Annotated in this window: 23 protein-coding genes; 11 read left to right on the forward strand and 12 right to left on the reverse strand. The window is 40.3% G+C overall.

Going from position 1 to position 22,928, the window contains the following annotated elements:
- The first annotated feature begins 101 nt into the window (after positions 1-101).
- From MMU07_RS14925 to rfbB, 3 genes are all read left to right on the forward strand, one after another.
- Complete coding sequence (locus MMU07_RS14925) at positions 102-1,265, forward strand: glycosyltransferase family 4 protein (RefSeq protein ID WP_241126677.1); 1,164 nt, start codon at positions 102-104, stop codon at positions 1,263-1,265.
- Between the two features lie 96 nt (positions 1,266-1,361).
- Positions 1,362-2,414 carry an NAD-dependent epimerase gene (locus MMU07_RS14930; RefSeq protein WP_241126678.1) on the forward strand — a complete coding sequence of 351 codons (1,053 nt, stop codon included), beginning with the start codon at positions 1,362-1,364 and terminating at the stop codon, positions 2,412-2,414.
- Between the two features lie 84 nt (positions 2,415-2,498).
- Positions 2,499-3,548, forward strand: coding sequence for a dTDP-glucose 4,6-dehydratase (gene rfbB / locus MMU07_RS14935; protein ID WP_241126679.1), 1,050 nt, complete (start codon positions 2,499-2,501; stop codon positions 3,546-3,548).
- Positions 3,549-3,623: 75 nt separating this feature from the next.
- Here the strand turns inward: rfbB and MMU07_RS14940 are convergent, their stop codons facing one another.
- Positions 3,624-6,785 (reverse strand): VPS10 domain-containing protein, encoded by a 3,162-nt coding sequence (locus MMU07_RS14940; RefSeq protein WP_418884516.1) that lies wholly within the window; start codon positions 6,783-6,785, stop codon positions 3,624-3,626.
- Between the two features lie 398 nt (positions 6,786-7,183).
- On the opposite strand from MMU07_RS14940, the gene MMU07_RS14945 reads away from it, so the two are divergent.
- The 3 genes from MMU07_RS14945 to MMU07_RS14955 are packed head-to-tail and all read left to right on the forward strand — an operon-like array spanning position 7,184 to position 9,664.
- Positions 7,184-8,335 (forward strand): LysM peptidoglycan-binding domain-containing protein, encoded by a 1,152-nt coding sequence (locus MMU07_RS14945; RefSeq protein ID WP_241126680.1) that lies wholly within the window; start codon positions 7,184-7,186, stop codon positions 8,333-8,335.
- Positions 8,336-8,343: 8 nt separating this feature from the next.
- Positions 8,344-8,898 (forward strand): hypothetical protein, encoded by a 555-nt coding sequence (locus MMU07_RS14950; RefSeq protein ID WP_241126681.1) that lies wholly within the window; start codon positions 8,344-8,346, stop codon positions 8,896-8,898.
- Positions 8,861-9,664, forward strand: coding sequence for a TIGR02757 family protein (locus MMU07_RS14955; protein ID WP_241126682.1), 804 nt, complete (start codon positions 8,861-8,863; stop codon positions 9,662-9,664). The genes MMU07_RS14950 and MMU07_RS14955 overlap by 38 nt, the downstream gene beginning before the upstream one ends.
- A gap of 23 nt (positions 9,665-9,687) precedes the next feature.
- Here the strand turns inward: MMU07_RS14955 and pyrE are convergent, their stop codons facing one another.
- Entirely contained in the window at positions 9,688-10,332 is a 645-nt protein-coding gene (pyrE, locus tag MMU07_RS14960) for an orotate phosphoribosyltransferase (protein ID WP_241126683.1), read from the reverse strand.
- A 107-nt stretch (positions 10,333-10,439) separates the two neighbouring features.
- Here pyrE and MMU07_RS14965 point away from each other — a divergent pair, with 107 nt between their 5' ends.
- Positions 10,440-11,123 (forward strand): NUDIX hydrolase, encoded by a 684-nt coding sequence (locus tag MMU07_RS14965; RefSeq protein ID WP_241126684.1) that lies wholly within the window; start codon positions 10,440-10,442, stop codon positions 11,121-11,123.
- On the opposite strand, the gene coaD is transcribed toward MMU07_RS14965, so the two are convergent.
- The 4 genes from coaD to MMU07_RS14985 are packed head-to-tail and all read right to left on the reverse strand — an operon-like array spanning position 11,114 to position 13,554.
- Entirely contained in the window at positions 11,114-11,569 is a 456-nt protein-coding gene (gene coaD, locus MMU07_RS14970; RefSeq protein WP_241126685.1) for a pantetheine-phosphate adenylyltransferase, read from the reverse strand. The two genes, MMU07_RS14965 and coaD, sit on opposite strands and share 10 nt — an antisense overlap.
- Before the next feature lie 11 nt (positions 11,570-11,580).
- Positions 11,581-12,414, reverse strand: a complete 834-nt coding sequence (locus MMU07_RS14975; RefSeq protein WP_241126686.1) for a DUF3822 family protein — start codon at positions 12,412-12,414, stop codon at positions 11,581-11,583.
- Positions 12,415-12,416: 2 nt separating this feature from the next.
- Positions 12,417-12,998, reverse strand: a complete 582-nt coding sequence (locus tag MMU07_RS14980) for a hypothetical protein (protein ID WP_241126687.1) — start codon at positions 12,996-12,998, stop codon at positions 12,417-12,419.
- A 52-nt stretch (positions 12,999-13,050) separates the two neighbouring features.
- Positions 13,051-13,554 carry an NUDIX domain-containing protein gene (locus MMU07_RS14985; RefSeq protein WP_241126688.1) on the reverse strand — a complete coding sequence of 168 codons (504 nt, stop codon included), beginning with the start codon at positions 13,552-13,554 and terminating at the stop codon, positions 13,051-13,053.
- 21 nt (positions 13,555-13,575) lie between these two features.
- On the opposite strand from MMU07_RS14985, the gene MMU07_RS14990 reads away from it, so the two are divergent.
- Both MMU07_RS14990 and MMU07_RS14995 read left to right on the forward strand, forming a co-directional pair.
- Positions 13,576-15,024, forward strand: a complete 1,449-nt coding sequence (locus tag MMU07_RS14990; RefSeq protein ID WP_241126689.1) for an ATP-dependent DNA helicase — start codon at positions 13,576-13,578, stop codon at positions 15,022-15,024.
- Between the two features lie 18 nt (positions 15,025-15,042).
- On the forward strand, positions 15,043-15,432 hold the full coding sequence (locus tag MMU07_RS14995; protein ID WP_113924520.1) for a DUF1573 domain-containing protein: 390 nt from the start codon (positions 15,043-15,045) through the stop codon (positions 15,430-15,432).
- Between the two features lie 63 nt (positions 15,433-15,495).
- Here the strand turns inward: MMU07_RS14995 and MMU07_RS15000 are convergent, their stop codons facing one another.
- The 6 genes from MMU07_RS15000 to MMU07_RS15025 all read right to left on the reverse strand — a co-directional run bounded on the left by MMU07_RS15000 (position 15,496) and on the right by MMU07_RS15025 (position 20,692).
- Positions 15,496-16,197, reverse strand: a complete 702-nt coding sequence (locus MMU07_RS15000) for a DUF4377 domain-containing protein (protein ID WP_241126690.1) — start codon at positions 16,195-16,197, stop codon at positions 15,496-15,498.
- A gap of 104 nt (positions 16,198-16,301) precedes the next feature.
- A complete protein-coding gene (locus MMU07_RS15005) occupies positions 16,302-17,003 on the reverse strand; it encodes an SGNH/GDSL hydrolase family protein (protein WP_241126691.1) in 702 nt (233 codons plus the stop codon).
- Positions 17,004-17,010: 7 nt separating this feature from the next.
- Entirely contained in the window at positions 17,011-18,054 is a 1,044-nt protein-coding gene (locus MMU07_RS15010) for a S66 peptidase family protein (protein ID WP_241126692.1), read from the reverse strand.
- 110 nt (positions 18,055-18,164) lie between these two features.
- The gene (locus MMU07_RS15015) at positions 18,165-19,469 is read right to left on the reverse strand and encodes a D-alanyl-D-alanine carboxypeptidase (protein ID WP_241126693.1); all 1,305 of its coding nucleotides are present in this window, start codon (positions 19,467-19,469) and stop codon (positions 18,165-18,167) included.
- Positions 19,470-19,474: 5 nt separating this feature from the next.
- A complete protein-coding gene (locus MMU07_RS15020) occupies positions 19,475-19,855 on the reverse strand; it encodes a DUF423 domain-containing protein (RefSeq protein WP_241126694.1) in 381 nt (126 codons plus the stop codon).
- A gap of 162 nt (positions 19,856-20,017) precedes the next feature.
- On the reverse strand, positions 20,018-20,692 hold the full coding sequence (locus MMU07_RS15025; RefSeq protein ID WP_241126695.1) for a YggS family pyridoxal phosphate-dependent enzyme: 675 nt from the start codon (positions 20,690-20,692) through the stop codon (positions 20,018-20,020).
- Positions 20,693-20,727: 35 nt separating this feature from the next.
- Here MMU07_RS15025 and MMU07_RS15030 point away from each other — a divergent pair, with 35 nt between their 5' ends.
- Positions 20,728-22,278 carry a GH3 family acyl-acid amido synthetase gene (locus MMU07_RS15030; RefSeq protein WP_241126696.1) on the forward strand — a complete coding sequence of 517 codons (1,551 nt, stop codon included), beginning with the start codon at positions 20,728-20,730 and terminating at the stop codon, positions 22,276-22,278.
- Positions 22,275-22,913, forward strand: a complete 639-nt coding sequence (locus MMU07_RS15035; RefSeq protein ID WP_241126697.1) for a LysE family translocator — start codon at positions 22,275-22,277, stop codon at positions 22,911-22,913. Before MMU07_RS15030 ends, MMU07_RS15035 begins: the two co-directional genes overlap by 4 nt.
- The last annotated feature ends 15 nt before the right edge of the window (positions 22,914-22,928 follow it).

Raw genomic sequence — 22,928 nt, forward strand, 5'->3', positions numbered from 1 at the left:
AACCAGGAGAAATGGAATTAATCCTTTTGACTTTTTTGGGATTTTTTCCATTCCCAAAGCAATAAAAAGTTATCTTTGGCATTTTAAACGCAAAAAACTGAATGTCAAAAATCATCCGAATCACCACAGTACCCATTTCATTAAAGCTTTTACTTTCAGGACAAATGAAGTTCATGAAGGATGCCGGATGGGAGGTATTGATGGTCAGTGCTGATGGCAAAGAAATAAATGAGGTTGTCAAAAAGGAAGGATGCGAGCATGTTATGATTCCTTTCACCCGAAAAATAACCCCCTTTCATGACCTAGCCTGCTTGTGGCAGCTATATAACCTTATCAAAAGAGAAAAGCCTGATATTGTCCATACCCATACTCCAAAAGCAGGGTTGTTGGGAATGTTGGCAGCTAAAATGGCCGGGGTCAAAACTAGGATTCATACCGTGGCCGGCTTGCCATATATGGTGGCCGAAAAGCAGAAAAAGAGCCTTCTTGTCAATATCGAAAAGCTCACCTACTCATGGGCTACCCAAGTATGGCCCAATTCGCCTTCCTTAAAAAAATTCATTGTCGAGGAAGAATTGGTTGGACAGGAAAAATTGAAAGTAATTGGTTTTGGTTCATCCAACGGTGTAGACTTGAATACTTTTAACCGGGGTGCATTGAAGGAAAACCACCTTGTAGCAGCGACCATGAGAATCATGCCGGGAGACAATGATTACATTATCCTTGCTGTTGGAAGGCTGGTGAAGGACAAGGGCATAGAGGAACTGGTCTCTGCATTTTTGGATTCGAAAATTTCCGAAAGGTCAAAATTGGTGTTGCTCGGATCCTTCGAACAGGAACTCAACCCAATCGATGGAGAAATAGTCCGAAAGATCAAAGATCATCCAAGGATTGTGCAGATAGAATGGACAGATCACGTCGCGCATTATCTTGCTTTGGCTGATGTATTGGTTCACCCTTCACACCGGGAAGGGTTTCCCAATGTGCTTTTGGAAGCCGGGGCCATGCAGGTTCCGATTATTTGTTCGGACATCATCGGAAATACAGACATCGTGACCAACAAAAAAACTGGACTTGTTTTTCCTGTCAAAAACAAGGAGTTTCTAAAAGATGCCTTGGAATTTGGGTATGTCAAGAGGGATTTTATGCAGGAATTGGCAGATAATCTGTACGTTGAGGTGAAGGAAAGGTACCAACGAAAAAGAATGCACGAATTGATTTTGGAAGAATATAACAAAGCTCTCCGTTCTATATCGGAAAATTAATTGCCGTACATAACAAAATCCTTAAAAATAAGGACGATTTAGGTCAAATATTTTAAATTTTATTCGTTTTTTAGCAAATAATTTAAGCAAAAGAAAATGAAATATCTTGTTACAGGTACAGCAGGTTTTATCGGCTTTCATGTCGCATTGTATCTTCTCAATAGGGGAGAATCTGTGGTCGGGGTTGATAATATCAATGATTATTATAATGTCAACCTCAAGTACCAAAGGCTTGCTGAATGTGGGATCCTACGTGAAAGTATTTCAGAAAATAAAAAAACCAATTCTATTAAATATCCTTCTTATTCATTTTACAAGATGGATCTATCGGATAAGACCGTTTTAATGGATATTTTTGAAAATGAAAAAATTGATGTTGTCATCAATCTTGCTGCCCAAGCGGGAGTAAGGTATTCATTGACAAATCCTGATGCCTATATCACAGCCAACATTCAGTCTTTTTTGAATATTCTTGAAGCCTGCAGGTCGTATCCTGTCAAACATTTGGTTTATGCCTCTTCCAGTTCGGTATATGGAGCCAATACCAAAATGCCTTTTTCAACTTCTGACAACATCGACCATCCTGTAAGTCTCTATGCCGCTACCAAAAAATCAAATGAATTGATGGCACATACCTACAGCCATTTGTTCAATATCCCGACTACTGGACTAAGGTTCTTCACTGTCTATGGACCTTGGGGCAGACCGGATATGGCTTTGTTTTTGTTTATCGAGGCAATCGAAAAAGGTGAAGCAATCCAGGTTTTTAACCATGGGAAAATGAAAAGGGACTTCACTTACATAGATGATATAGTAGAGGGCATCATCAGAGTAGCTGATAGACCTGCCAAGCCAAATCCTGCATGGACAGGCCAAGACCCGGATCCGGGATCTTCTTATGCCCCTTTCAAAGTGTATAATATCGGCAATTCCCAACCTGTGGAATTGATGGATTATATCGCTGCCCTTGAAAAAGCAATGGGTAAGGAAGCTATCAAAAACATGTTGCCTTTGCAGCCCGGAGATGTGCCTTCCACTTATGCGGATGTTACTGATCTTAAAAGAGATACAGGGTATCAACCCCAAACCTCAGTGGAAGAGGGCGTTGCTAAATTTGTGGCTTGGTATAAGGAATCCTACAGAAAATAACCGGAACCAAAATTTCATTCCAAAAACGAACTTGGTGGATTTTAATTTATTCATCCAATTTCTCAATCTTTCTAATTCGCAATTATGAAAAAGAATATCCTCATCACAGGTGGCGCGGGATTCATTGGCTGTCATGTCGTACAGCTTTTTGTGCAGAAATATCCCCATTACCATATTATCAATCTGGATTGTCTGACTTATGCCGGTAATCTTGAGAATCTCAGCGAGATTGAAAATGCCAAAAATTATACTTTTGAGAAAGTGAATATTTTGGATGTAGAGGCTTTGACTTCTGTTTTTGAAAAACATCAAATTACAGATGTGATCCATTTGGCAGCAGAATCCCACGTGGATAGGTCTATTACCGATCCTTTGGCTTTTGTCAAAACAAATATCATCGGCACCGTCAATCTTCTGAATGTCGCCAAGTCATATTGGAAAGATCTGGAAAACCACCTTTTCTACCATGTCTCTACAGATGAGGTTTATGGTTCATTGGATCATGGAGGATTTTTTACAGAAACCACTCCTTACGATCCGCAATCTCCCTATTCAGCTTCAAAAGCTGCCTCAGATCATTTTGTAAGGGCTTACAGCAATACTTATAAATTAAAAACAGTAATTTCTAATTGTTCCAATAATTACGGACCAAACCAATTTCCTGAAAAGCTGATTCCGCTTTGTATCAATAATATAAAAAATAACCGACCGCTTCCAGTTTATGGAAAAGGTGAAAACATCAGGGATTGGTTGTATGTCGTGGACCACGCAAGAGCCATTGACATGGTGTTTCACAAAGGAAAAAGCGGGGAGACATATAATATTGGAGGATTCAATGAATGGATGAATATTGACATTGTGAAGCTCCTCTGCCAAAAGATGGATGAAAAGCTAGGAAGGGAAATAGGAACATCCCAAAAACTGATCACCTATGTCAAAGACCGGGCAGGACATGACCTAAGGTATGCCATAGATGCTTCCAAAATTCAGAAAGAACTAGGATGGGAGCCAAGTCTTCAGTTTGAGGAAGGAATCACCAAAACCATTGATTGGTATTTGGAGAATGAAATTTGGCTTGATAATGTGACTTCGGGGAATTACCAAAAATATTATCAGGACCATTATGGCAAATGATTTTCCCATTTGACGATAAACGAAAAACACCCGACCAAATGGCCGGGTGTTTTTCGTTTTAGAGATAAGTTGCAATTATTTTACCTCTGCTTTTTCTATTTCCTTGAAGATATCAATCTGAGTGGCTTTTGCTTTTTCCTCAAATTGTTTCCAATCATTTTCGAAGAAATCAGTCCAGACTTTCATCGCAGATTCTGCACTTTCTTTTGCCTGTTGCAATAACCTCATTTCAGTTGGTCCAGGTGCGGAGTTTGAAGAATTGGCATAACTTCTTGGAGCAAAAAGTCTAGTCATGGTGCTTGGATAAAGGTTTCTTACAATTCCCTGACCTTCTCTTGTTGGTCCGTAGAATGCCTCTCTAGTCGTATCCACTTTTTTCTTGGTTTCATTGGCTAGTTTGACGAGTTCTTTGACAGGTTCCGAGTCCACATCTTTGGCATAGGCCAAAAGTTTGTCTATGGTCTTTTTGGCATCATCAAGTTGTCTCGTAGCTTTCATAACCTCCCCGGATAAGGCCTCCGTTTGCTTTATAAATTCTTCTCTTGCTTTGAGATCAGCAAGGTTTGCTTGAATTCTTGGATCAGAATAAACCATGATAGAGGTTTCTGCTGTGTTTTCTCCATATTTGAATACCACCTTATATTTACCCGGAAGTGCATCGCCTCCGCTTGCCTCATAGAATCCGCGTGATCTTGCACTTTGGCCACCGCCACCTCCTCCAAACGAAGGGGTTTCTACGGATGACTTTCTGTCAAGATTCCAGGTAAACTTATTTACCCCCTGAGTTGGAAGCCTCTTGATGGTTCTGATCTGTTCTCCTTGTTCATTGAAAATGGAAACTACTACCGAATCCAGTTTTTCTTTACCCGGATCATTGAGTATAAAACTCAAACTTCCTCCAAAATCCCTGTTTTCGGCTGCGTATTTACCGCTTGCAGGAAACCTTTCTCCATGGGGCTGATGGATTTTCGCCTGATAAGCATCAGGGGCAGGGACAGCTGTTAACTTTTCAACAGGAGTTTTACCTGCATTCTTTGCAAAGATTCTCAAGGGCCTGATGTCGTCAAGTACATAAATTGATCGGCCAAATGTTCCGATTACCAAGTCTGCTTCTCTTTCCTGTATGACCATGTCATAAGTAGAAACAGCATTTGGATAGCCATGTCTCCATTGGTTCCATGTTTTGGCATTGTCAAAACTCACATAAAGACCGTATTCGGTACCCAAGAAAACCAGATTCGGTTCTGCTGGATCCTGTACGATAGAAAGTGCATAACCCCATACTTTACTGTCATCAGCAATCCTTTCATATGATCCACCATAGTTTTTGGTCCTGTAGGCATATGCGGAGAAGTCATTGTTTCGGTAGTTATTCGCAATGATCCAAGCTTCACCTGCATCATATTTGGATGCTTGGATCTGAGGGATCCAACTTGCTTTTGGAAGTCCGGTCAGCTTGGCTGCAATATTGGTCCAGGTTTTTCCGCCATCTTTGGTTACCTGTACATTACCGTCATCAGTACCCACCCATATTACATTTGGGTCTACAGGACTAGGTGCGATGGCGATAATGGTTGTGTGGTTTTCGGCCCCGGTGACATCAAATGTCAAACCCCCTGTTTCTTGTTGTTTCTGTTTTTCGGGATCATTGGTAGTCAAATCAGGGGAAATTACTTCCCAGGTTTCACCTCTGTCCGTACTTTTGTGCAAAAACTGACTACCATAATAAACCGTGGTGTTGCTATGGGGATCCTGAGCAATTGCAGCATTCCAGTTGAATCTTAAGAAGACATCTTTATCAGGATGGGTCGGTCTGACGATTCTTTTGTGCCCGGTTTCTTTGTCATATCGGGCGACGTTTCCTCCCTGAGACATGGCATAGCCATATCGGGAATCAGCCGGGTCAGGTACTACATCAAATCCATCACCAAACATGATTTCTTGCCAGTAGGTGTTTCTGATGCCGTCTTGTCTCCAGACGTAAGCAGGGCCAACCCAGCTTCCATTATCCTGAAGACCACCGTAAATATTGTAAGGAATCTCATTGTCCACATTGATATGGTACCATTGTCCTACAGGGATGTTTTCAGCAAAATACCAAGTCTTGCCTCCATCTCGCGTGATGTTCAATCCTCCGTCATTTCCATTAATAATCAATTTTGGGTCATTGGGATTGATATACCATGCATGGTGATCTGGATGAACACCTTCATAGGATAACAATTGTGAAAATGAACGTCCTCCATCCTCACTCATACCTACTCTTGAATAAAGTGTATACAGACGGTCAGCATTTTTTGGGTCTGCGTAGATCTCAAAATAATAAAATGGCCTGTCTCCAATTTCTGCTTTGTCATTGACCATCTTGAAATTACCACCACCATCTTCGGAGACGTACAATGCATTTTTGGAAGACTCGATCAAAGCATAAACCTTTTGACTGTTTGCTTTGGATATGGCCAATCCCATCCTTCCAAGATCACCTTTTGGCAAACCGTTTTTGTCATCAAGTTTTTTCCATGTTTCTCCTCCGTCGATGGTGACATGAAGTCCCGAAGAAGGACCTCCTGATTTAAAAAACCAAGGATATCTTCTGTGTTCCCACATATTGACAAAAATCTTGTTAGGATTATTGGGGTCCATGATCATTTCCCCTACACCCGTTTTGGTATCGATGTAAAGGATTTTTTTCCAGGTTTTTCCTCCATCAGTGGTTTTGTATAAGCCACGGTCCTCTTGCTCTCCCCATGGGGAACCGATTGCACCGACATAGACTGTATTGGGGTCATCAGGGTGTACAATTATCCTGTGGATGGCCTTGGTTTTTTCCAATCCCATTGATTGCCAAGTCTGACCTGCATCCATGGATCTATATACACCGAGACCCATGTTGAGTGAGTTTCTAGGATTTCCTTCACCTGTACCTACCCAAATTATATTAGGATTTTTTTGATAAATGGATATTGCGCCGATTGAGTGTACTTTTTCTTCATCAAAAATCGGAGTCCAAGTGATTCCTCCCGATGTTGATTTCCATAAGCCTCCTGATGCTGAACCTGCATAAATAACTTGTGGATTATCATGAATAGCATCTATTGCAGTAATCCTACCGCTCATGGCAGCCGGTCCCACACTTCTTGCTTTCATGGATTTGAATTGATCCATGTCAACTTTCTGTGCAAACAATGCTGATGTTGGGGCAAACATAAACAGCATTAACAAGCAGCGTAAGCTCATTTGGGTAAGTATTCTTTTTTTCATAAGGACATATTTTGTTTTCTATGATATTAAATAAATCCAAATCATTCATCAAAAATATTCTTTTGATACAAGGGGGTTAATGGTTTGATGGATGGAGTATTGATTTTTCCGACACCAAAATAAAAATCAAAGAATACCTATAGCAATCGATCAGCTTTTGAATAGGTTATCTCCTATGATAGGATTAAAAATCAATTTTCAAAACTGAGGGGGAAAGATTCCCCTTTCTTATTTTTTTAGCATTTATTCTTATAATAAACCTAAGATTAACCGTTGATAAATAGGTGGAAAGAATGTCCGGCGCAAGTGTAAGTTTCCTTGCAAATGAAAAAATAAATCTGAACTTTGTACACAGATAGGTAGGTTACATATACATGAAAAAGATTGCAATTTTAGGATTTTGGCTGGCTTTCGGGTTTCAGATCAATGCAAAAGAATTAGTATCCAGAGATTCAGTAGGGATAGAAAAGGTGGGAAATAAAACTTTTATCATCCACCAAGTTGAAGAGAAAGAAACGCTTTTTGGAATTTCAAGAAGATACCAAGTGGCTGTTAACGATATTATCGAAAATAATCCTCTGTTATCTGATGGAATTAAAATTGGACAACGGATCAAAGTTCCGTTTGTAGCCAAATCAACTTTACCATCGGGTTCCACACTCCACAAAGTGATCCCGGGAGAGACAATGTTTTCGATTTCAAAAAAATATGGCGTATCTGTTAACGATATTCTAAGCTGGAACAATCTCCAAGGTGCAGACCTGAGTGTCGGACAATCTCTTATTATCAAAGCTGTTGAGCCAAAGCCGGTTGCTGTGTCAACAGTAACCCCATCTGCCGGCCAACCTAAGGAGGAAAAAACATCTGTAGCAGTTTCTCCTCCTTCCGAAGCAAAAACTGTTTCTCAAGCAAAACCTGAAGTGATCAAAACACCTTCTGTGCCCAAAGAAGAGACGGGCATGTTAAAAACACTGCCTCCTTCAAGCCTTCCAGGTGATTGGATTACCCATACAGTTTCTCAAGGGGAGACACTATTTTCCATTTCCCAAAAGTACAATACAAACGTGAAGGATATCCAATCATGGAATGGACTAGGATCAAATAGTATTTCAGTAGGTCAAAAACTCAAGGTAGGAAGAGAAGCCAATTCTAATGTTCCGGTGGTTACTTCTTCAGTACCTGTCATCATCAATAATGAAAAAACAAATGCCACATTAAGTACGGCAAATGTACCAAGTGAAGAAGATGCGAGTACAGCATATAAAAACATAAAAGAAACAGGATTGGCAGAGGTGATTGAGGGTACTGCTAATCACAAAAAATACCTTGTCCTTCATAAAGATGCCCCCGTAGGAACAATAATGAGGGTCAGAAATGAAGAAAATGACATTACTATTTTTGCTAGGGTAGTAGGCAAACTTCCCGACACCGGAGACAATAGCAGGCTTGTGGTAAAATTGTCCAAGGCAGCTTTCGATCAGCTTAGGGCAGTGAATCCAAGATTCCCGGTAGAAATTTCTTATTGATTTTCCAAATGAATAAAGGCCAACTGATATTTCATCACTTTTTCAGGTTTATCTGGAATACCATATTTGTGTTGACTTATCCCATTTTAGCTACTTTTGGGTTATTGTTTGTCGGTGTTACCTACCTTTTTTCTTTGTTGTCCCGTCTCTTGGCAGGCCTAAAAAAAGGTAAAAAAACAGTGGTTGTCATAGACTCTGATTGGCTTCCCTTACCTCAAACAGAAGGTTTTTTGGAAGCCAAAATGTACAAACAAATCATGTTTGGCCCATCTTGCTTCCAATTAAGAAGAAATGATGGTGTTCCTTCGGTTTTGGAGGACCATTACTTTGGAAACAAGGTGAGGTTTATTGAGGAGGGGATTTTGCTCGAAAAATGGAACAGTACTGATTCCAAGGAATTACCTGACTTTGATATTTGTCTTTACAATTCTGATATAGATAGTCTTACTTCTTTGACTAATATTAAATGCTTTGATTGGCATCTTTCTGAAAAAGAAAACAAAAATCTTTGTTTCAAATGGTTTGATGGCATACAGGGCGGAGAGGTCAAAGTATCAATATAGGATGGATTTGAAGGGGTTTTTAGATCAAAAAGTAGATTACTACAACAGGCCGGGTTTTATAGAACTCGATCCTATTTCTATTCCACATCGTTTTTCTCTCAAGCAGGACATTGAAATAGCAGGATTTTTTGCAGCTACACTGGCTTGGGGTCAGAGAAAAACCATCATCAGCAAATGCCTTCACCTGTTGGAAATGATGGATAATGCTCCCTACCAGTTTATCCTGCACCATTCTGAATCTGATTTGAAACCTTTTTTGAATTTCAAACACCGAACTTTCAATGACATCGATACCCTTTATTTTATACAGTTTTTCTCTTCATTTTACATAGAATATGATTCCCTTGAAAGTGCATTTACAAAGGGATGGAATGAAGAGGTAGATATCATGTCAATTCTTTTGAAAAATTTCCATCAGTATTTTTTTCAATCTCCATTTGCCCCAAACAGAACCAAAAAGCATGTCGCCACCCCTGAGCGTAATTCTGCCTGTAAGCGGTTGAATATGTTTCTGAGATGGATGGTAAGGAAAGATAATAACGGCGTTGATTTTGGCATCTGGAATACTATTCAACCATACCAGTTAATCTGTCCATGCGACTTGCATGTGGATAGGGTTGCAAGAAAATTAGGATTGGTTTCCAGAAAGCAGACGGATTGGAGTACTGCCTTGGAACTGACCCAAAGACTAAGGGAATTTGATCCTGTGGATCCTGTCAAATATGATTTTGCTTTGTTTGGGCTAGGAGTTGAGGAGAAGTTTTGAACCACTTCTCCTAAAAAACATCCTTATTTCGGCCATTCAGCAGGGTTTTTCCGCCATTCTACGAGAGAAGCCAATGTATAATCATCAATGAAATCATCTGCTAGCGCTTGTGAGAGCATGGAAGAGTAGTCACTCAGGCATACCAATTTCACTCCAGCCTCCTCAAAGTTTTGTTTGGCTACATCAAATCCGTAGGTAAAGATGGCCACCATCCCCAAAACCTCAAATCCGGAAGCTTTAAGGTCAGCCACGGCCTTTAGTGAGCTTCCACCTGTCGAAACCAAGTCCTCTACGACCACTACTTTTTGGCCTGGAGTAACTTTACCCTCGATCATATTTTCCATACCATGTCCTTTGGCTTTGGAACGTACATACAAAAACGGCAGCTCCATTTTGTCTGCAAGAAGCGCTCCTTGAGGTATACCTGCTGTCGCCACACCTGCTATGGCTTCCACCTCCGGGAAATATTGTTGGATAGCTTCAACAAGCTTATTTTTGATAAATTTTCTGACTTTGGGATACGATAAGGATAACCTGTTATCGCAATAGATTGGGGATTTCCAACCCGAAGCCCAAGTAAAGGGATTGTTGGGCTGAAGTCTGATTGCCTCGATTTCCAACAGCTTTGCAGCTACCTCGGAGGCAGTTTTTTTATCGAATGTTTCCATGGTCTAAAATTAAGCTATAAATTCTAAGCAGGGATTGTGCAGGCTTAAAAATTTTATGCATTTTTGGCCATCTTACTTTAAAAACCAGAGAACGGGATTTTCATCAAATGAGAATTTTTATCAACGACAAACCGCTTGAGTTGTTTACACCAGAAGAACTGCCGAAGGACAGAACTTTTGAGGTGGTTTATGACCATCCTTTAGACATTCCTGCGACTGCTGAGTTTCATGATGATGTGCTGATTATTGAGCCTTCCAAGGATGTAATCATCAAATTACTCTATCTACTCAGGACAAGAAAACTCAAAAACCTTGATACAGTAAGCCTAGTATGTAAAGACAAGCCCAGTTTGAAATCATTTATCAAAAGTAGGTTTACTGTCATTAAAGCAGCAGGGGGAATAGTGGTCAAAGGAGAAAAGGTACTTTTTATATTCAGGTTGGGGAAATGGGATTTACCCAAAGGTAAATTTGATAAGGGTGAGACTCCGGCGCAGTGCGCTTTAAGAGAAGTGGAGGAGGAATGTGGCATCAAAGTCAAATTAGGCCCTAAAATCACAAACACCTGGCATACCTATACCCAAGATAGAAAAAGCATTTTGAAAAAGACATATTGGTATGTCATGGAAAGTACCAATGATACAGGAATGAAACCCCAAAAGGAAGAAGGAATTGTGGATATCAGATGGATGGGACATCAAGAAGCTAAGACGGCTTTGGTTAATTCCTACCCGTCAATGCGGTATTTGTACAAGCAATTTTTGAAAATCACTCCAAAAATTCACAATTGATAGGGTAGATAGTCTGATACGTCTCCGTTGTATCTGTGAATCTCGCGGATAATGGTCGAACTTACCGTTGCGTATTTGGGTGAGGTAATCATAAAAACTGTCTCAAGCTCTGGATTAAGGTTACGGTTCATCTGACTGATGGTATTTTCATACTCAAAGTCAATAATGTTTCTTAAGCCCCTGACCAAGAAATTTGCGCCTTGATTTTTAGCAAGCGAAGAAGTCAGTTCGTTGTAAACCAAAACCTTAACCCTTTCATTTTCCAAATAAAGACTGCTGATTTTTTCAACCATCATTTCAATTTCGAAATATCTGTTCTTTTTGGCTGAATTATATCCGATAGCAATGATCACCTCATCGAAAAGGTTCAGACTTCGCAGTACAATATCATGATGACCTTTGGTAAATGGATCAAATGAGCCTGGAAATAGGGCAGTTTTTTTCATCTGTTGTTTGGTTAGGGCAGTTCCCAATAGGACTCAAAGATCTCAGGTTTTTGGAATATTTCAGTATCCTTGTGGTACTGGATATTTGAAAAAGGAACTGAGATTCTGAAATTTTTAAAATATAGATTCCCCCAGCTTTCGTCTATACCATAAATTGAGGTATCGCCAAATACTGAAACCCTGCAAAACACCCTATTGAAATTGAGCTGATGGACAATGCCAAGGGAGTATTTTAAAAAATCTTCTCTGTTTTCGATATCAAATTTATTGAACAAGCTTAGTTCCTGATTTGTGAAAGCAATCAAATAGAAAAAACCCTTTTGTACCAAGACCATGATTTCTTGATTCAAGAGATTGAATTTTTCTTTCAATGCGAAGGATAGGAATGAAGAAGCTCCATGGTGGAAAGTGATATCAGATTTGTCTTCTGACAATAAATCAGATAATTCTTTCCGGATGCTGCCTACAAGATGCAGATTGTTGCTCGATAATGTTGTTTCAAAGACGTGGGTGTTTTCCTTTGGCTTTTCTGCAAAAAAGAGGAAAATCGATGATAAGGTACTTTCAAAAACCAGTCCTGGTACTAAAGAGAAAGGTGATGCATGGTTATAAACACGAATCGGAATGTCGAGCTTCAGGAGTTTTTCATCCTTGAGTTTAAAATTAAGCAATCTATGGCTTTCAAAGGATTGGCTATGAATTGCCAAAACCTTTCCGTTTTGGTCTTTGGCAAAATAAAAATAAAAACCATCAAATAAGAAAAGCGATAAACTTGACACCGCCTGGGCATCAAATTTATCGCATTGAATTTTTAGAAGGGTATTATTTTCTGTCTGGATAGCCAAAATTACTCCCAGTTACCTGAAGTAGAAGAATCGGTTCTAGATCCAACTCGAAGAGCTTTTTCCTTGTTGTTTAGCCTCCTTTTTGGATTAATTGGATCAGGATCTCTGATTTCGAATACAGGGATTTGTCTTTGGGTTCTTTCTACTTTGTCAGCAAAAAACTCAAACTGTTTGCCACCTGATCCTGGGACAATGTGCATGTTGTCAATATTAAAATTCGGATACTTCCTTTCGTTAAAAAGTGAATCAATCACATTCACTGAACCGAGGGTGTCATATTGAACCGAAATCTCTTCTTTACCATATTCAAGAAGTTTGGTAGTCTCTGTTCTTTGTACTAACCAGATTTTTCCTTCTTCAATAAATTTCTTCAAATCATCCCAATTTCCGGCATATACGCCGTTAGATGCTAAATAGGCAACTTGTGCATCTCTTAGCATTTGAAGTTTTTCGATAATCCTAGCTTCAGTGGCTATGATCAGTTTTTCTTGCTGCATTACATCATCCACACTTTTGTAGAGGAAATACCCAAGGGCAAGTGCGGAAATTAAGAAGACAATCGATAAAATTCTGGATAGTGTCATTTTTTGGATTGATTAGAACTTTTGATAAGGTTGATGGTGTATAATCAAGATGCTATTTTATAGAATTATTTTCAAAATTAAAATAACCTTTCCATAATCTCACATCATTCACTGATTTTATTCCCCAAAAAAGGCGGTGTTTCTCCTCATTTTTGATGGATGACAAAATATCGATGTCGAGAAACTGTATTTCAGTGATCAACTGTTTGTCATTTGGCAATTCGGGATCTATTCCCATACTCAATTTTCCACCGATTTGCCTCACTTCAAAATAAAGTTCAACAGCATGGAGCGGGGGATTCAAATATTCATAGCTGCAGAGGAATTCTTCTACCTTAATTTCCATTCCTGTTTCCTCTACAAACTCCCGCTTGAGGTTCTCTGAACTTGAGCTTCCGTATTTCATACCTCCACCCGGCACATTCCAAAAGAATTTCCCGTTTCCCATGTTGTGCTTGATCATGAGGATTTTCTCATCTTGGATCAAAACTCCATTTACTCTTGTCCTGAGCCTTCCCCCAAATTTCTCATAAAGTTCCTTTTCCGAAATTGTCATATTAGCATTAGCTTCGTCAAGATGATTGGTAAAGATAGTCAAGACAGCTTAAAGCCCTCCTTCTTATTGAAAAGAAATTTCCCCTTTGAACCCACTTCGGGACAAATGGATTTTTTTATACATATGGATCGGTTTTTGACAAGGAAGACCTCCGCAAGCAAAGCGTTTTTGCTTAGGGGATACGCCGGCACAGGCAAGACATCTCTTATTTCTGCCTTGGTCAAAATCCTTCCAAAGGTTAAATTCAAATCCCTTTTGCTGGCACCGACTGGACGCGCAGCAAAAGTCATGGGGAATTATAGCAACAAAGCGGCATTTACCATCCATAAAATCATTTATAAGCCAAAAGGTGAGTCTGGAGATTTAGGTCTGGGTTTTGTACTTCAAAAGAACTATTTTAAAGATACTTTATTCATAGTCGATGAAGCCTCAATGCTTTCGGATGATACGGTCTCAGGCAGGAGTTTATTGAGGGATTTGATCCAGTTTGTATTCCAAGAATCGACCAACCAACTGATCTTGGTCGGTGATATGGCGCAATTGCCTCCAGTCGGGAGTTCATCCAGTCCTGGATTGGACAAAAATTACCTGATTCGAAATTTCAGGTTAGAGGTTGATGGCGTTGAGTTGAAGGAAGTGATGAGACAACAGTTGGCTTCAGGGATTTTATACAATGCCACACAACTGAGACAAACACTTACCAAAGAAATTCCGACAGTGGCTATGGTGACTTCCAGGTTCAGGGACTTTTTTAGAATGACAGGGGAAAGACTGGAAGATGGGCTGCGCTATGCCTATGGAAAATATGGAATCGAAAATACCACTATTATTACAAGGTCAAATAAGTCCGCAGTCCAATACAACCAATATATAAGAAGGACTATCCATTTTTTCGAAGATGAGATCTCGGCAGGGGATATGCTGATGATTGTCAAAAACAATTATGTATATATGGCCGAGTCAGAGAAAGTCAACTTTCTTGCCAACGGTGATTTTGCTGAAGTGGTCAAGATCAGGTCATTTGAAGAAATGTATGGTCTGAGATTTGCTACATTGGAGTTGAGGTTGATTGATTATCCCGATGAACCTTACTTTGAAGCAAAAGTAGTACTAGATACTTTGTATAGCCCACATCCTGCATTGAGTCCCGAGCAGTACAAAGAACTATACCGTCAGGTCTCTGAGGATTATGCCGATGTGGCAAACAAGGCTGAAAGAATGGAATTGATAAAAAAAGATTCTTATCTTTCGGCCTTACAGGTCAAGTTTGCATATGCATTGACGTGTCATAAAGCACAAGGTGGACAATGGGATGCCGTATTTGTAGATCAGGGATACTTGACGGATGAAATGGTAAACCAAGATTATATCAGATGGCTCTACACCGCAATGACCAGGGCAAAGAAAGAACTGTTTCTGGTGAACTTTCACCCAAGATTTTACATTAATGGAAATGATTTAGAAGTTTAACACCTAATACAATTAAAAATGAAAAAAACCCTTTTATTCGTGGTAGCTGTCCTGATGGCATTTACCGTTTACTCGCAAGATCAAAAAGGACCGGTAATCGAGTTCCAAGTGAAAGAAAGAGACTTTGGCACCATTACACAAGGTGAAAAAGTAGAACACGTCTTTACTTTCAAAAACACTGGTGATTCACCTCTCAAAATCCAAAATGTGGCAGTCACTTGTGGCTGTACTGCTCCCAATTGGCCAAAGGATGCGATCGCTCCCGGTGCAACAGGGGAGTTGAAAGTAGTGTATAACTCTGCAGGCAAAATGGGCACCCAAAACCCAATTATCAGGATTTATTCCAATGCCTCTGAGCCGATCGAAAAAGTATCTTTGAAAGTCAATGTGGTGCCCAAAGGGCAGTAAAGAAAAAAATAAAAAATAAAGCCGATAGCATTCAGAGTTATCGGCTTTTTTTTACATTTTTTTTTAATCCACCTTGAGCAATATCATCAACGGAGTGCCGTCACGTGTGGCCAAATTAAGCCTGTTGTTTTCAATCTTGTATTTTTTGATTTCTTTCAAAGCCTGCGTCACTCCCCTTTCCAAAATCATTTCAGCTTGGGGACAGGCCATCATCGTACTCATCAGATTTCCAAATTCGATCTCTGTTTCTGTCAGTTTTGTGATGGGTCCCCTTACTGTGTTACAACCCGAAAACCCAAAAATACCTCTTTCTGCAGCATTGAATTCGAAAATCAAGGGTTTGTCCATTCCTGTGGGATTTTTCATTTCGCCAATACTTTCCAACCTCCAAATATCCGTTATCCGTAAGGTCAAGTCGGGTTTTTGAGAAATTACCTCAACAAAACTGTATTTGAGGCTTGAAGCATCTGCAGGAATCGGGGGAGGGATTTGAGTCACATTGACTTTAATGCGGTAAATGTTTCCGGGTTTGTAATCAAATCCTTCGATATTACTGAAAAAATTCAGCCACTTGCCATCTTCGATTTCTGCACCTTCTTGGATTTGAAGGCAAGTCATAGGACCCACTCCCTGACAGGGAAGTTTCGTGCTGTTTATCCAAAATACTTTTTCTTCCATACTCCGGTTTTCAGCTATCTTGGTTGATTTGCAGGAATACATAGAACTAAGAAATATTCCAAAATAAAAGATCAGAAGACGCTTCATTTTTGTGCTATTTGGTTTGATTTTGATCCAAGACGAAGGTTACCATTCTTTTGATTGAAGATTTTACTCTTCAGAAAGTTAAAAAGTCCTAAATGCGATTTTCCTTAGAAGGTCATACCAGTGAGAATCACATTTGCCAGTTTCTCCGCCCAGGATTTGTAAACCAAAGCACTTGGATGGAGTTTGTCTTCGACGACCATTTCTGGCAAAGCGCCGATTTTTCTGTATTCTTCCGTGATATCGATGTAATACACACCCAATTCTTTTGAAATTCGTTCCTTGGCCATATTGTAAGCATCAATTTCCTTGGCTACTTTTTCCCTGTCTGTACCCCTGTCAGTTGCAAAAGGAGTAACACCCCAATCGGGAATAGAAATAACCACGACATGATTTGCGTTTCCTTTGGCAAATCGAATGGCTTTGGTAAGCATTTTTCTGAATTCAGTCTCGTAATCTGAGACCGCACGTCCTCTGTATTGGTTGTTGACTCCGATCAAAAGCGTGACCAAATCATAGGTTTTTCCTTGGATCCCTGCTGCCTCAATACCTTGATCCAATTCGTCGGTCGTCCACCCTGTTTTTGCTATGATGGTTGGATTTTCTAAAATCAGACCTTTTGATTTCAGGATTTCAACAGCTTGGTTTGGGTATCTTCCGGGTTCTTCGACACCTTCACCGATTGTATACGAATCCCCCAAAGCCAGATAAGTGTATGTTTTTTCTTCCATGATGTCTGTTTTTTCTTTTTCTATACAGCCTAGATAAAGGCCTGAAATCATCAAAATAATGAGTGCGACTGGTTTCATATAAAGATTATTTAGATTTAAAAATACTTTCAGTCAAGGTAAATATGCCTGCATTAGCATCCATTTCCACATTGGCACCAAATGGCACAATAAACTGCTTGGCAACATGCCCGATCATCGCGCCTTTATATGAAGGAATATTGAGCGGAACAATGTAATCATCCAATATATCATCCAAAGTCAAAGATCCATATCCTCCGCCGGGATTGCAATCCGTACATTGCCCAAAAATGAACCCTTTGATCTTGGACAAAGTGCCGTTAAGTTTCAATGTGCTAAACATCCTATCTATCTTATATGGATCCTCTCCGATATCTTCCACAAAGAGTATCGCATCTTTGAAGTCAGGATAATAAGGTGTCCCGGACAAGGAACTCAATACGGTGAGGTTACCGCCCAAGATCTTCCCTGAAGCTTTTCCACCGATTAAAGTCTGAATCCTGTTTTGCTTCACGATCAAATCATCTCCTTTGATTTGTTCATTCTGGAATACAGGTAATATTTTTTCAAAGAACAGTTTCTGAAATTGGCTTACATTAAAATTGTTCCAGCTTCCCGTGCCGTTAGGACCGTGGAAGGTGATCAAACCTGTCTGTGAATGGATGGCACAATGTAAAGCGGTAATATCCGAATAGCCCAAAATCGGTTTTGGGTTCTTTTTGATCAAGTTGTAATCGATCAGGTCCAGGATTCTTGCAGCACCCGAACCTCCCCGAATGCATATGACCGCTTTGACTTCGGGATCTCCAAACATCTGATTGAGGTCATCTGCACGCTCCTGATCCGTGCCTGCAAGATGGCCACGCCTGTTTTTAAGATTTTCCCCAAGTTTGACCTCAAGGCCCAAAGCTTCCAAAGACTCTTTTGCAAATTCAAACTGAATACGCTCTGAGGTAGCGGCAGAAGGACTGACCAAACCAACCATATCACCTTTTTCAAAAGGATTAGGGAAAAGTCTCTTTTTAGGGTCTTCTGATTTGGGTAGGTATGAAACAAGAGGTAAAGTACCGACACCAAGGAGGGCTGATTTTATAAAATAGCGTTTGTTCATTGAATTGAGGTTATTTTGTTTGAGATTAAATCTCTTTATTCTAAGCTATTGATAAGTGACTTTTTTTCCAAAATGAGAAATATCTAAAAAAAGAAATTGGATGTGAGAGTTTAGAATTTCTCTTTGATATACAACATGACCTTTTCCATCTCTCTCCGTACTTCCGGGGCTTTGTTGAGGTAGTTGTTATTCATAAAGGCAAATGCATAAACCTTTCCTGAGTCAACTTTGATATAGCCCACAAGGGCATGGTTGTTGGCCACGGTCCCTGTTTTTGCAAAGATGTAAGGAGTTCGTGCTTTGTAGTTATTCTTCAGGGTGCCGCTGATACCACCTTGTGGGAGGAGTTGCATGACCTGATTCCGGGGTATCTCTTTTTCTATTTTGACCAAAAGGGAAACCATCGACCGCGGCGTAATCAGGTTATGCCGGGAAAGTCCCGATCCATCTACCCATTTTGGCCGGTCAGCAAGATCCGACAAATAAGTTTTTAGAATATATTCAATAATTCTTTCCGAATTGAGTTCCAAAAATTGTTTGTCAGACATCATCAAGAGCAGCTGCTCGGCAATGAAATTGTCACTTTCCTGAAGTATCTCTATCCAAAGCGGTTCAAGGGCTCCTCCATAAAAAACCTGATGCTCCGTAGGGAGGCTTTCATCCAAGACGACAATATTTTTTTTCAGGGCTTCCTGAACCAAAATAGCAAATGTCTCCGCCGAAGTGATAAATGGGATTTCAGACTTAGTTTCTGTATAAGTGTCGGGATTGAAATAAAAGGCATTCGCATGCAATTGCCTTTCTACTCCTTTGTTGGTTTTGTCCGGGATGATAGAGACTTTCCCAAAAGAGGGAATATTGGCTTTGGGAACCCTTTTTTGGTTGGTGAAGGTGACAAAATTTCCATAGATAGGAAATGGGGATTTTTCAGCGGAATAGGAATAATTATAATCGTCCCATTGCCAACCATAGCCAAAAGCTTTGTCTTTCCAGTTTTTGTGAGAGAATTGGATGGTTTCATATTTTTGGAGAAATCCATCGATATCAGGTTGTGGGAGTTTATTGTATTTCCATCCAGGATAGCCTGTTCCCCAAATTGTAATTTGCTTTCCGTTTTCTACATAGCGGAATGCAGGTAGGCTGTCATTCAGCATCATGATGCTTCCATAAAAAGTCAGGAGTTTGGTGGTGGAAGCAGGGATGAAATTGATATGGCTGTTTTTTTCAAAAATGACCCTTTGGCTGTCCGGTTCAAAAAGAATGAATCCGGTAAGGTGGTTGCCAAAAAACGATTTCTCATTGAGAAGACTATCCAAGCCTGCATATTTAGCCCTAAAATCAGCTTCCTGACCCCAAAGAGGGGATAGTAAGAATAATGCGAGTAAAAAGGAGAGGGTGGTTTTTTTGATATTCATTGAAATCAGATTCCTTGTTTTTTTCCTGCCCAAAACAAAAACAGCCAACCCAATATAAAAGCAACTCCGCCCAAAGGCGTAATGGCACCAAGCCAAGTGATTCCGCTCAGTGAAAGGACATACAGCGAGCCTGAAAAAATGAGTATTCCTATCAGAAAGGACCACATGGCTTTCCTCAATATTTTTCTTTCGGGCTGAAGGTCATACCAAATCGCTACAGCAAACATGGCCAAAGCGTGGTAAAAATGATATTTGACGGCAGTTTCAAAAGTTTCCAACCTGCCGTTGGCTTCCAAAATCGGTTCCAAACCATGTGCCCCAAATGCCCCAATGCCAACAGCGGTGGCGCCAACTATAGCAGATATCTGAATAAAATTAGCTTTCATCTTAATTTATATTTTGTATGTGCGCAATGATGACACTAGACAGGAAACCTACTTTAATTCTTGTCTGAGGGCTTAATTGCCCGCTACATCGGTCTTCCGACTTCGGTCCTCCGTCCCGAATGAAGAAGAATATAGGATTATTGGCAAAGAAGCATTTATCCATTATTTGTATTCTCTTTCGCCAAAAATGGCAGTTCCGATCCTGACCATGGTACTCCCTTCTTCTTGCGCGATGGTATAATCTCCGGTCATTCCAATAGAAATCTCTCTCAGGTCAAAGTTTGGCGGAAGCTTTTTGGTTTTTAATTTGTCGAATATTGATTTCAAATTTCTGAATTCCTGCCTTACGACATCCTCCTTGTCGGTAAATGTTGCCATGCCCATCAAACCCACAATCTTAACATGGGTAAGGGATTTTACAGCTTCACTTTGGACAAGTTCCTCTAGTTCCTTTTCGTCAAGACCAAATTTGCTTTCTTCTTTGGCGATGTACACCTGAAGCAGACATTGGATGATTCTATCTACTTTTTCAGCTTGTTTGTTGATCTCTGTAAGGAGTTTCAGAGAATCTACCCCGTGAATAAGATATATAAAGGGAGCGATATACTTCACTTTGTTGGTCTGTAGGTGACCGATAAAATGCCAACGGATATCCTTTGGTAGTACCTGCTGTTTTTCCTCCAACTCCTGGACTTTATTTTCCCCAAAATCCCTGATCCCAAGTTCATAAGCCTGCCCGATGGCTTCGACAGGATGGGTCTTACTGACGGCCACCAAAAGACATTCGGGATTGACAAATGTATTTTTTAATAATTGAAGGTTTTCTTTGATACTCATTCTGTATTTTTGGCATATTCAACTCAAACAAAGATATGGCGATATTGGGTACATTACTAAAAAAAGGTATCAGATTAAGAGATTCTTTGGTTCAGGAATACAGCTCTCCTTTGGATCTTCAAAAGGGAGAACTCAAAAAGTTGCTTATCAAAGCCAAGGATACTGAATTTTCTAGAAAATTTAATTTTGACCTGATTTTAAAGGAATTCAAGAAAGGGGACACCGATTTTTACAAGGCATTTGTCCGGCAGGTTCCCATATACAATTACAATACGATCTACAATGAATGGTGGTATAGGCTAAAAGGTGGAGAAGAAGACATCACCTGGCCGGGAGCCATAAGGCATTTTGCTTTGACTTCCGGCACTTCTGGTGCCGCTTCCAAGTATATTCCCATTACCAAGGATATGGTAAAAGCCATCCGAAAAACCGGTGTAAGGCAGATTTTATCGTTGTCTAGATATGACCTACCAGACAAGTTATTTACAAAGGGGATATTGATGCTCGGGGGAAGTACTGATCTGGAATTTAATGGGACTTATTTTTCGGGGGACTTGAGCGGGATCACCACTGGAAGATTGCCGATCTGGTTTCAGCGGTTCTATAAGCCGGGCAAGAAAATTTCTAAAAACAAAAACTGGGGAGAAAAGCTAGACCAAATTGTAGAGAAAGCTCCGGATTGGGATATCGGCATCATTGTTGGAGTTCCGGCCTGGCTTCAGATCTTATTGGAAAAAATCATTGAGCGCTATAAGCTCAAAACCATCCATGACCTGTGGCCAAATCTTCAGATTTTTGTCCATGGAGGGGTTTCCTTTGAGCCCTATAAGCAGGGTTTTGAACGTCTACTTGAAAAGCCCCTGATTTACATGGAAACCTACCTCGCTTCGGAGGGATTTTTGGCTTTTCAGGCGATTCCGGACAGCAGGTCCATGCGGCTTGTTCTTAACAATGGGATTTTTCATGAATTCATTCCTTTCAATGAAGAGAATTTTGACGCTGAGGGCGAAATTCTTCCCCATGCCAAAACACTTAAAATAGATGAAATAGAAGAAGAGGTAGATTATGCCTTGCTGATCAGCACCTGCGCCGGAGCGTGGCGCTACCTTATCGGGGACGTTATCCGGTTTGCTTCCAAAGAAGAGAGTGAAATTTACATCACAGGCAGGACCAAGCATTTTTTGAGCCTTTGTGGCGAGCACCTTTCTATGGATAATATGAACAAAGCTGTGGAATTGGTTTCTGAAGAAATGAACCTCAATATCAGGGAATTTACTGTTCTCGGTTTGCCTCACGGTTCACTCTTCATGCACCATTGGTTTATCGGTTCTGATGACGATGTGGATCAGGCTGTACTGCTAAGTCAGATTGATGAAAAACTGAAACAACTCAACGACGACTATATCGTGGAGCGTAAGCACGCCCTGAAAGAAGTGAAGCTGACTGTGCTGTCGCCTTCCATTTTTTACAATTGGCTCAGATCCAAAGGAAAAGAAGGAGGACAGAATAAATTTCCGAGGGTATTGAAAGGGGAGAAGGCGGAGCAGTGGATAGAATTCTTAAAAGAAAATGGCGTAAAAATATGAACCAAGCACTGTGGGAAGGCATCAGTATGGGGCTTGTATTGTCGGCTATGATCGGCCCCGTATTTTTTGCATTGATCCAAAATAGTCTTGAACATGGATTTCGGTATGCTGCGGTCTTGGCATTGGGGATTTTGCTTTCCGACCTTATCTATGTCCTGATCACGTATTTTGGTGTGTCGCTTTTTGCCCGTAATCCTTACTTTGAGATCATCCTCGGTTATGTCGGTGGTGCGGTGTTGGTAGGGTTTGGGATTTCTACCATTTTCAAAAAAAACAGGAACAGACCGAATACTGGCGGGATACCTTTGCCCAAAACCAAAAAAAGAACCGGCTTCATGAAAGGTTTTGGCATCAACGGGATCAACCCTTTTGTCATGCTTTTTTGGATTTCTATTGCCGGATTGGTCAACCTCAAACAAGAGTACCAAAGGATGGATATTTGGCTGTATTATACCGGAATCTTGCTGACGGTGTTTTGCATCGATCTTCTCAAAGCTTTTATAGCCAAGCAGCTTTCGGGTTTTGTCACCCCAAAACTGATGTCCAAACTCAATATCCTGGTAGGATTTATATTGATTTACTTCGGAAGCAAATTGGTAAAGTTTGCATGGGACAAGCAGGAATTGATGGGGTGAGATGGGTTTTTATAT

Source organism: Cognataquiflexum nitidum, assembly GCF_022538055.1.
GTDB classification, from domain to species: domain Bacteria; phylum Bacteroidota; class Bacteroidia; order Cytophagales; family Cyclobacteriaceae; genus Cognataquiflexum; species Cognataquiflexum nitidum.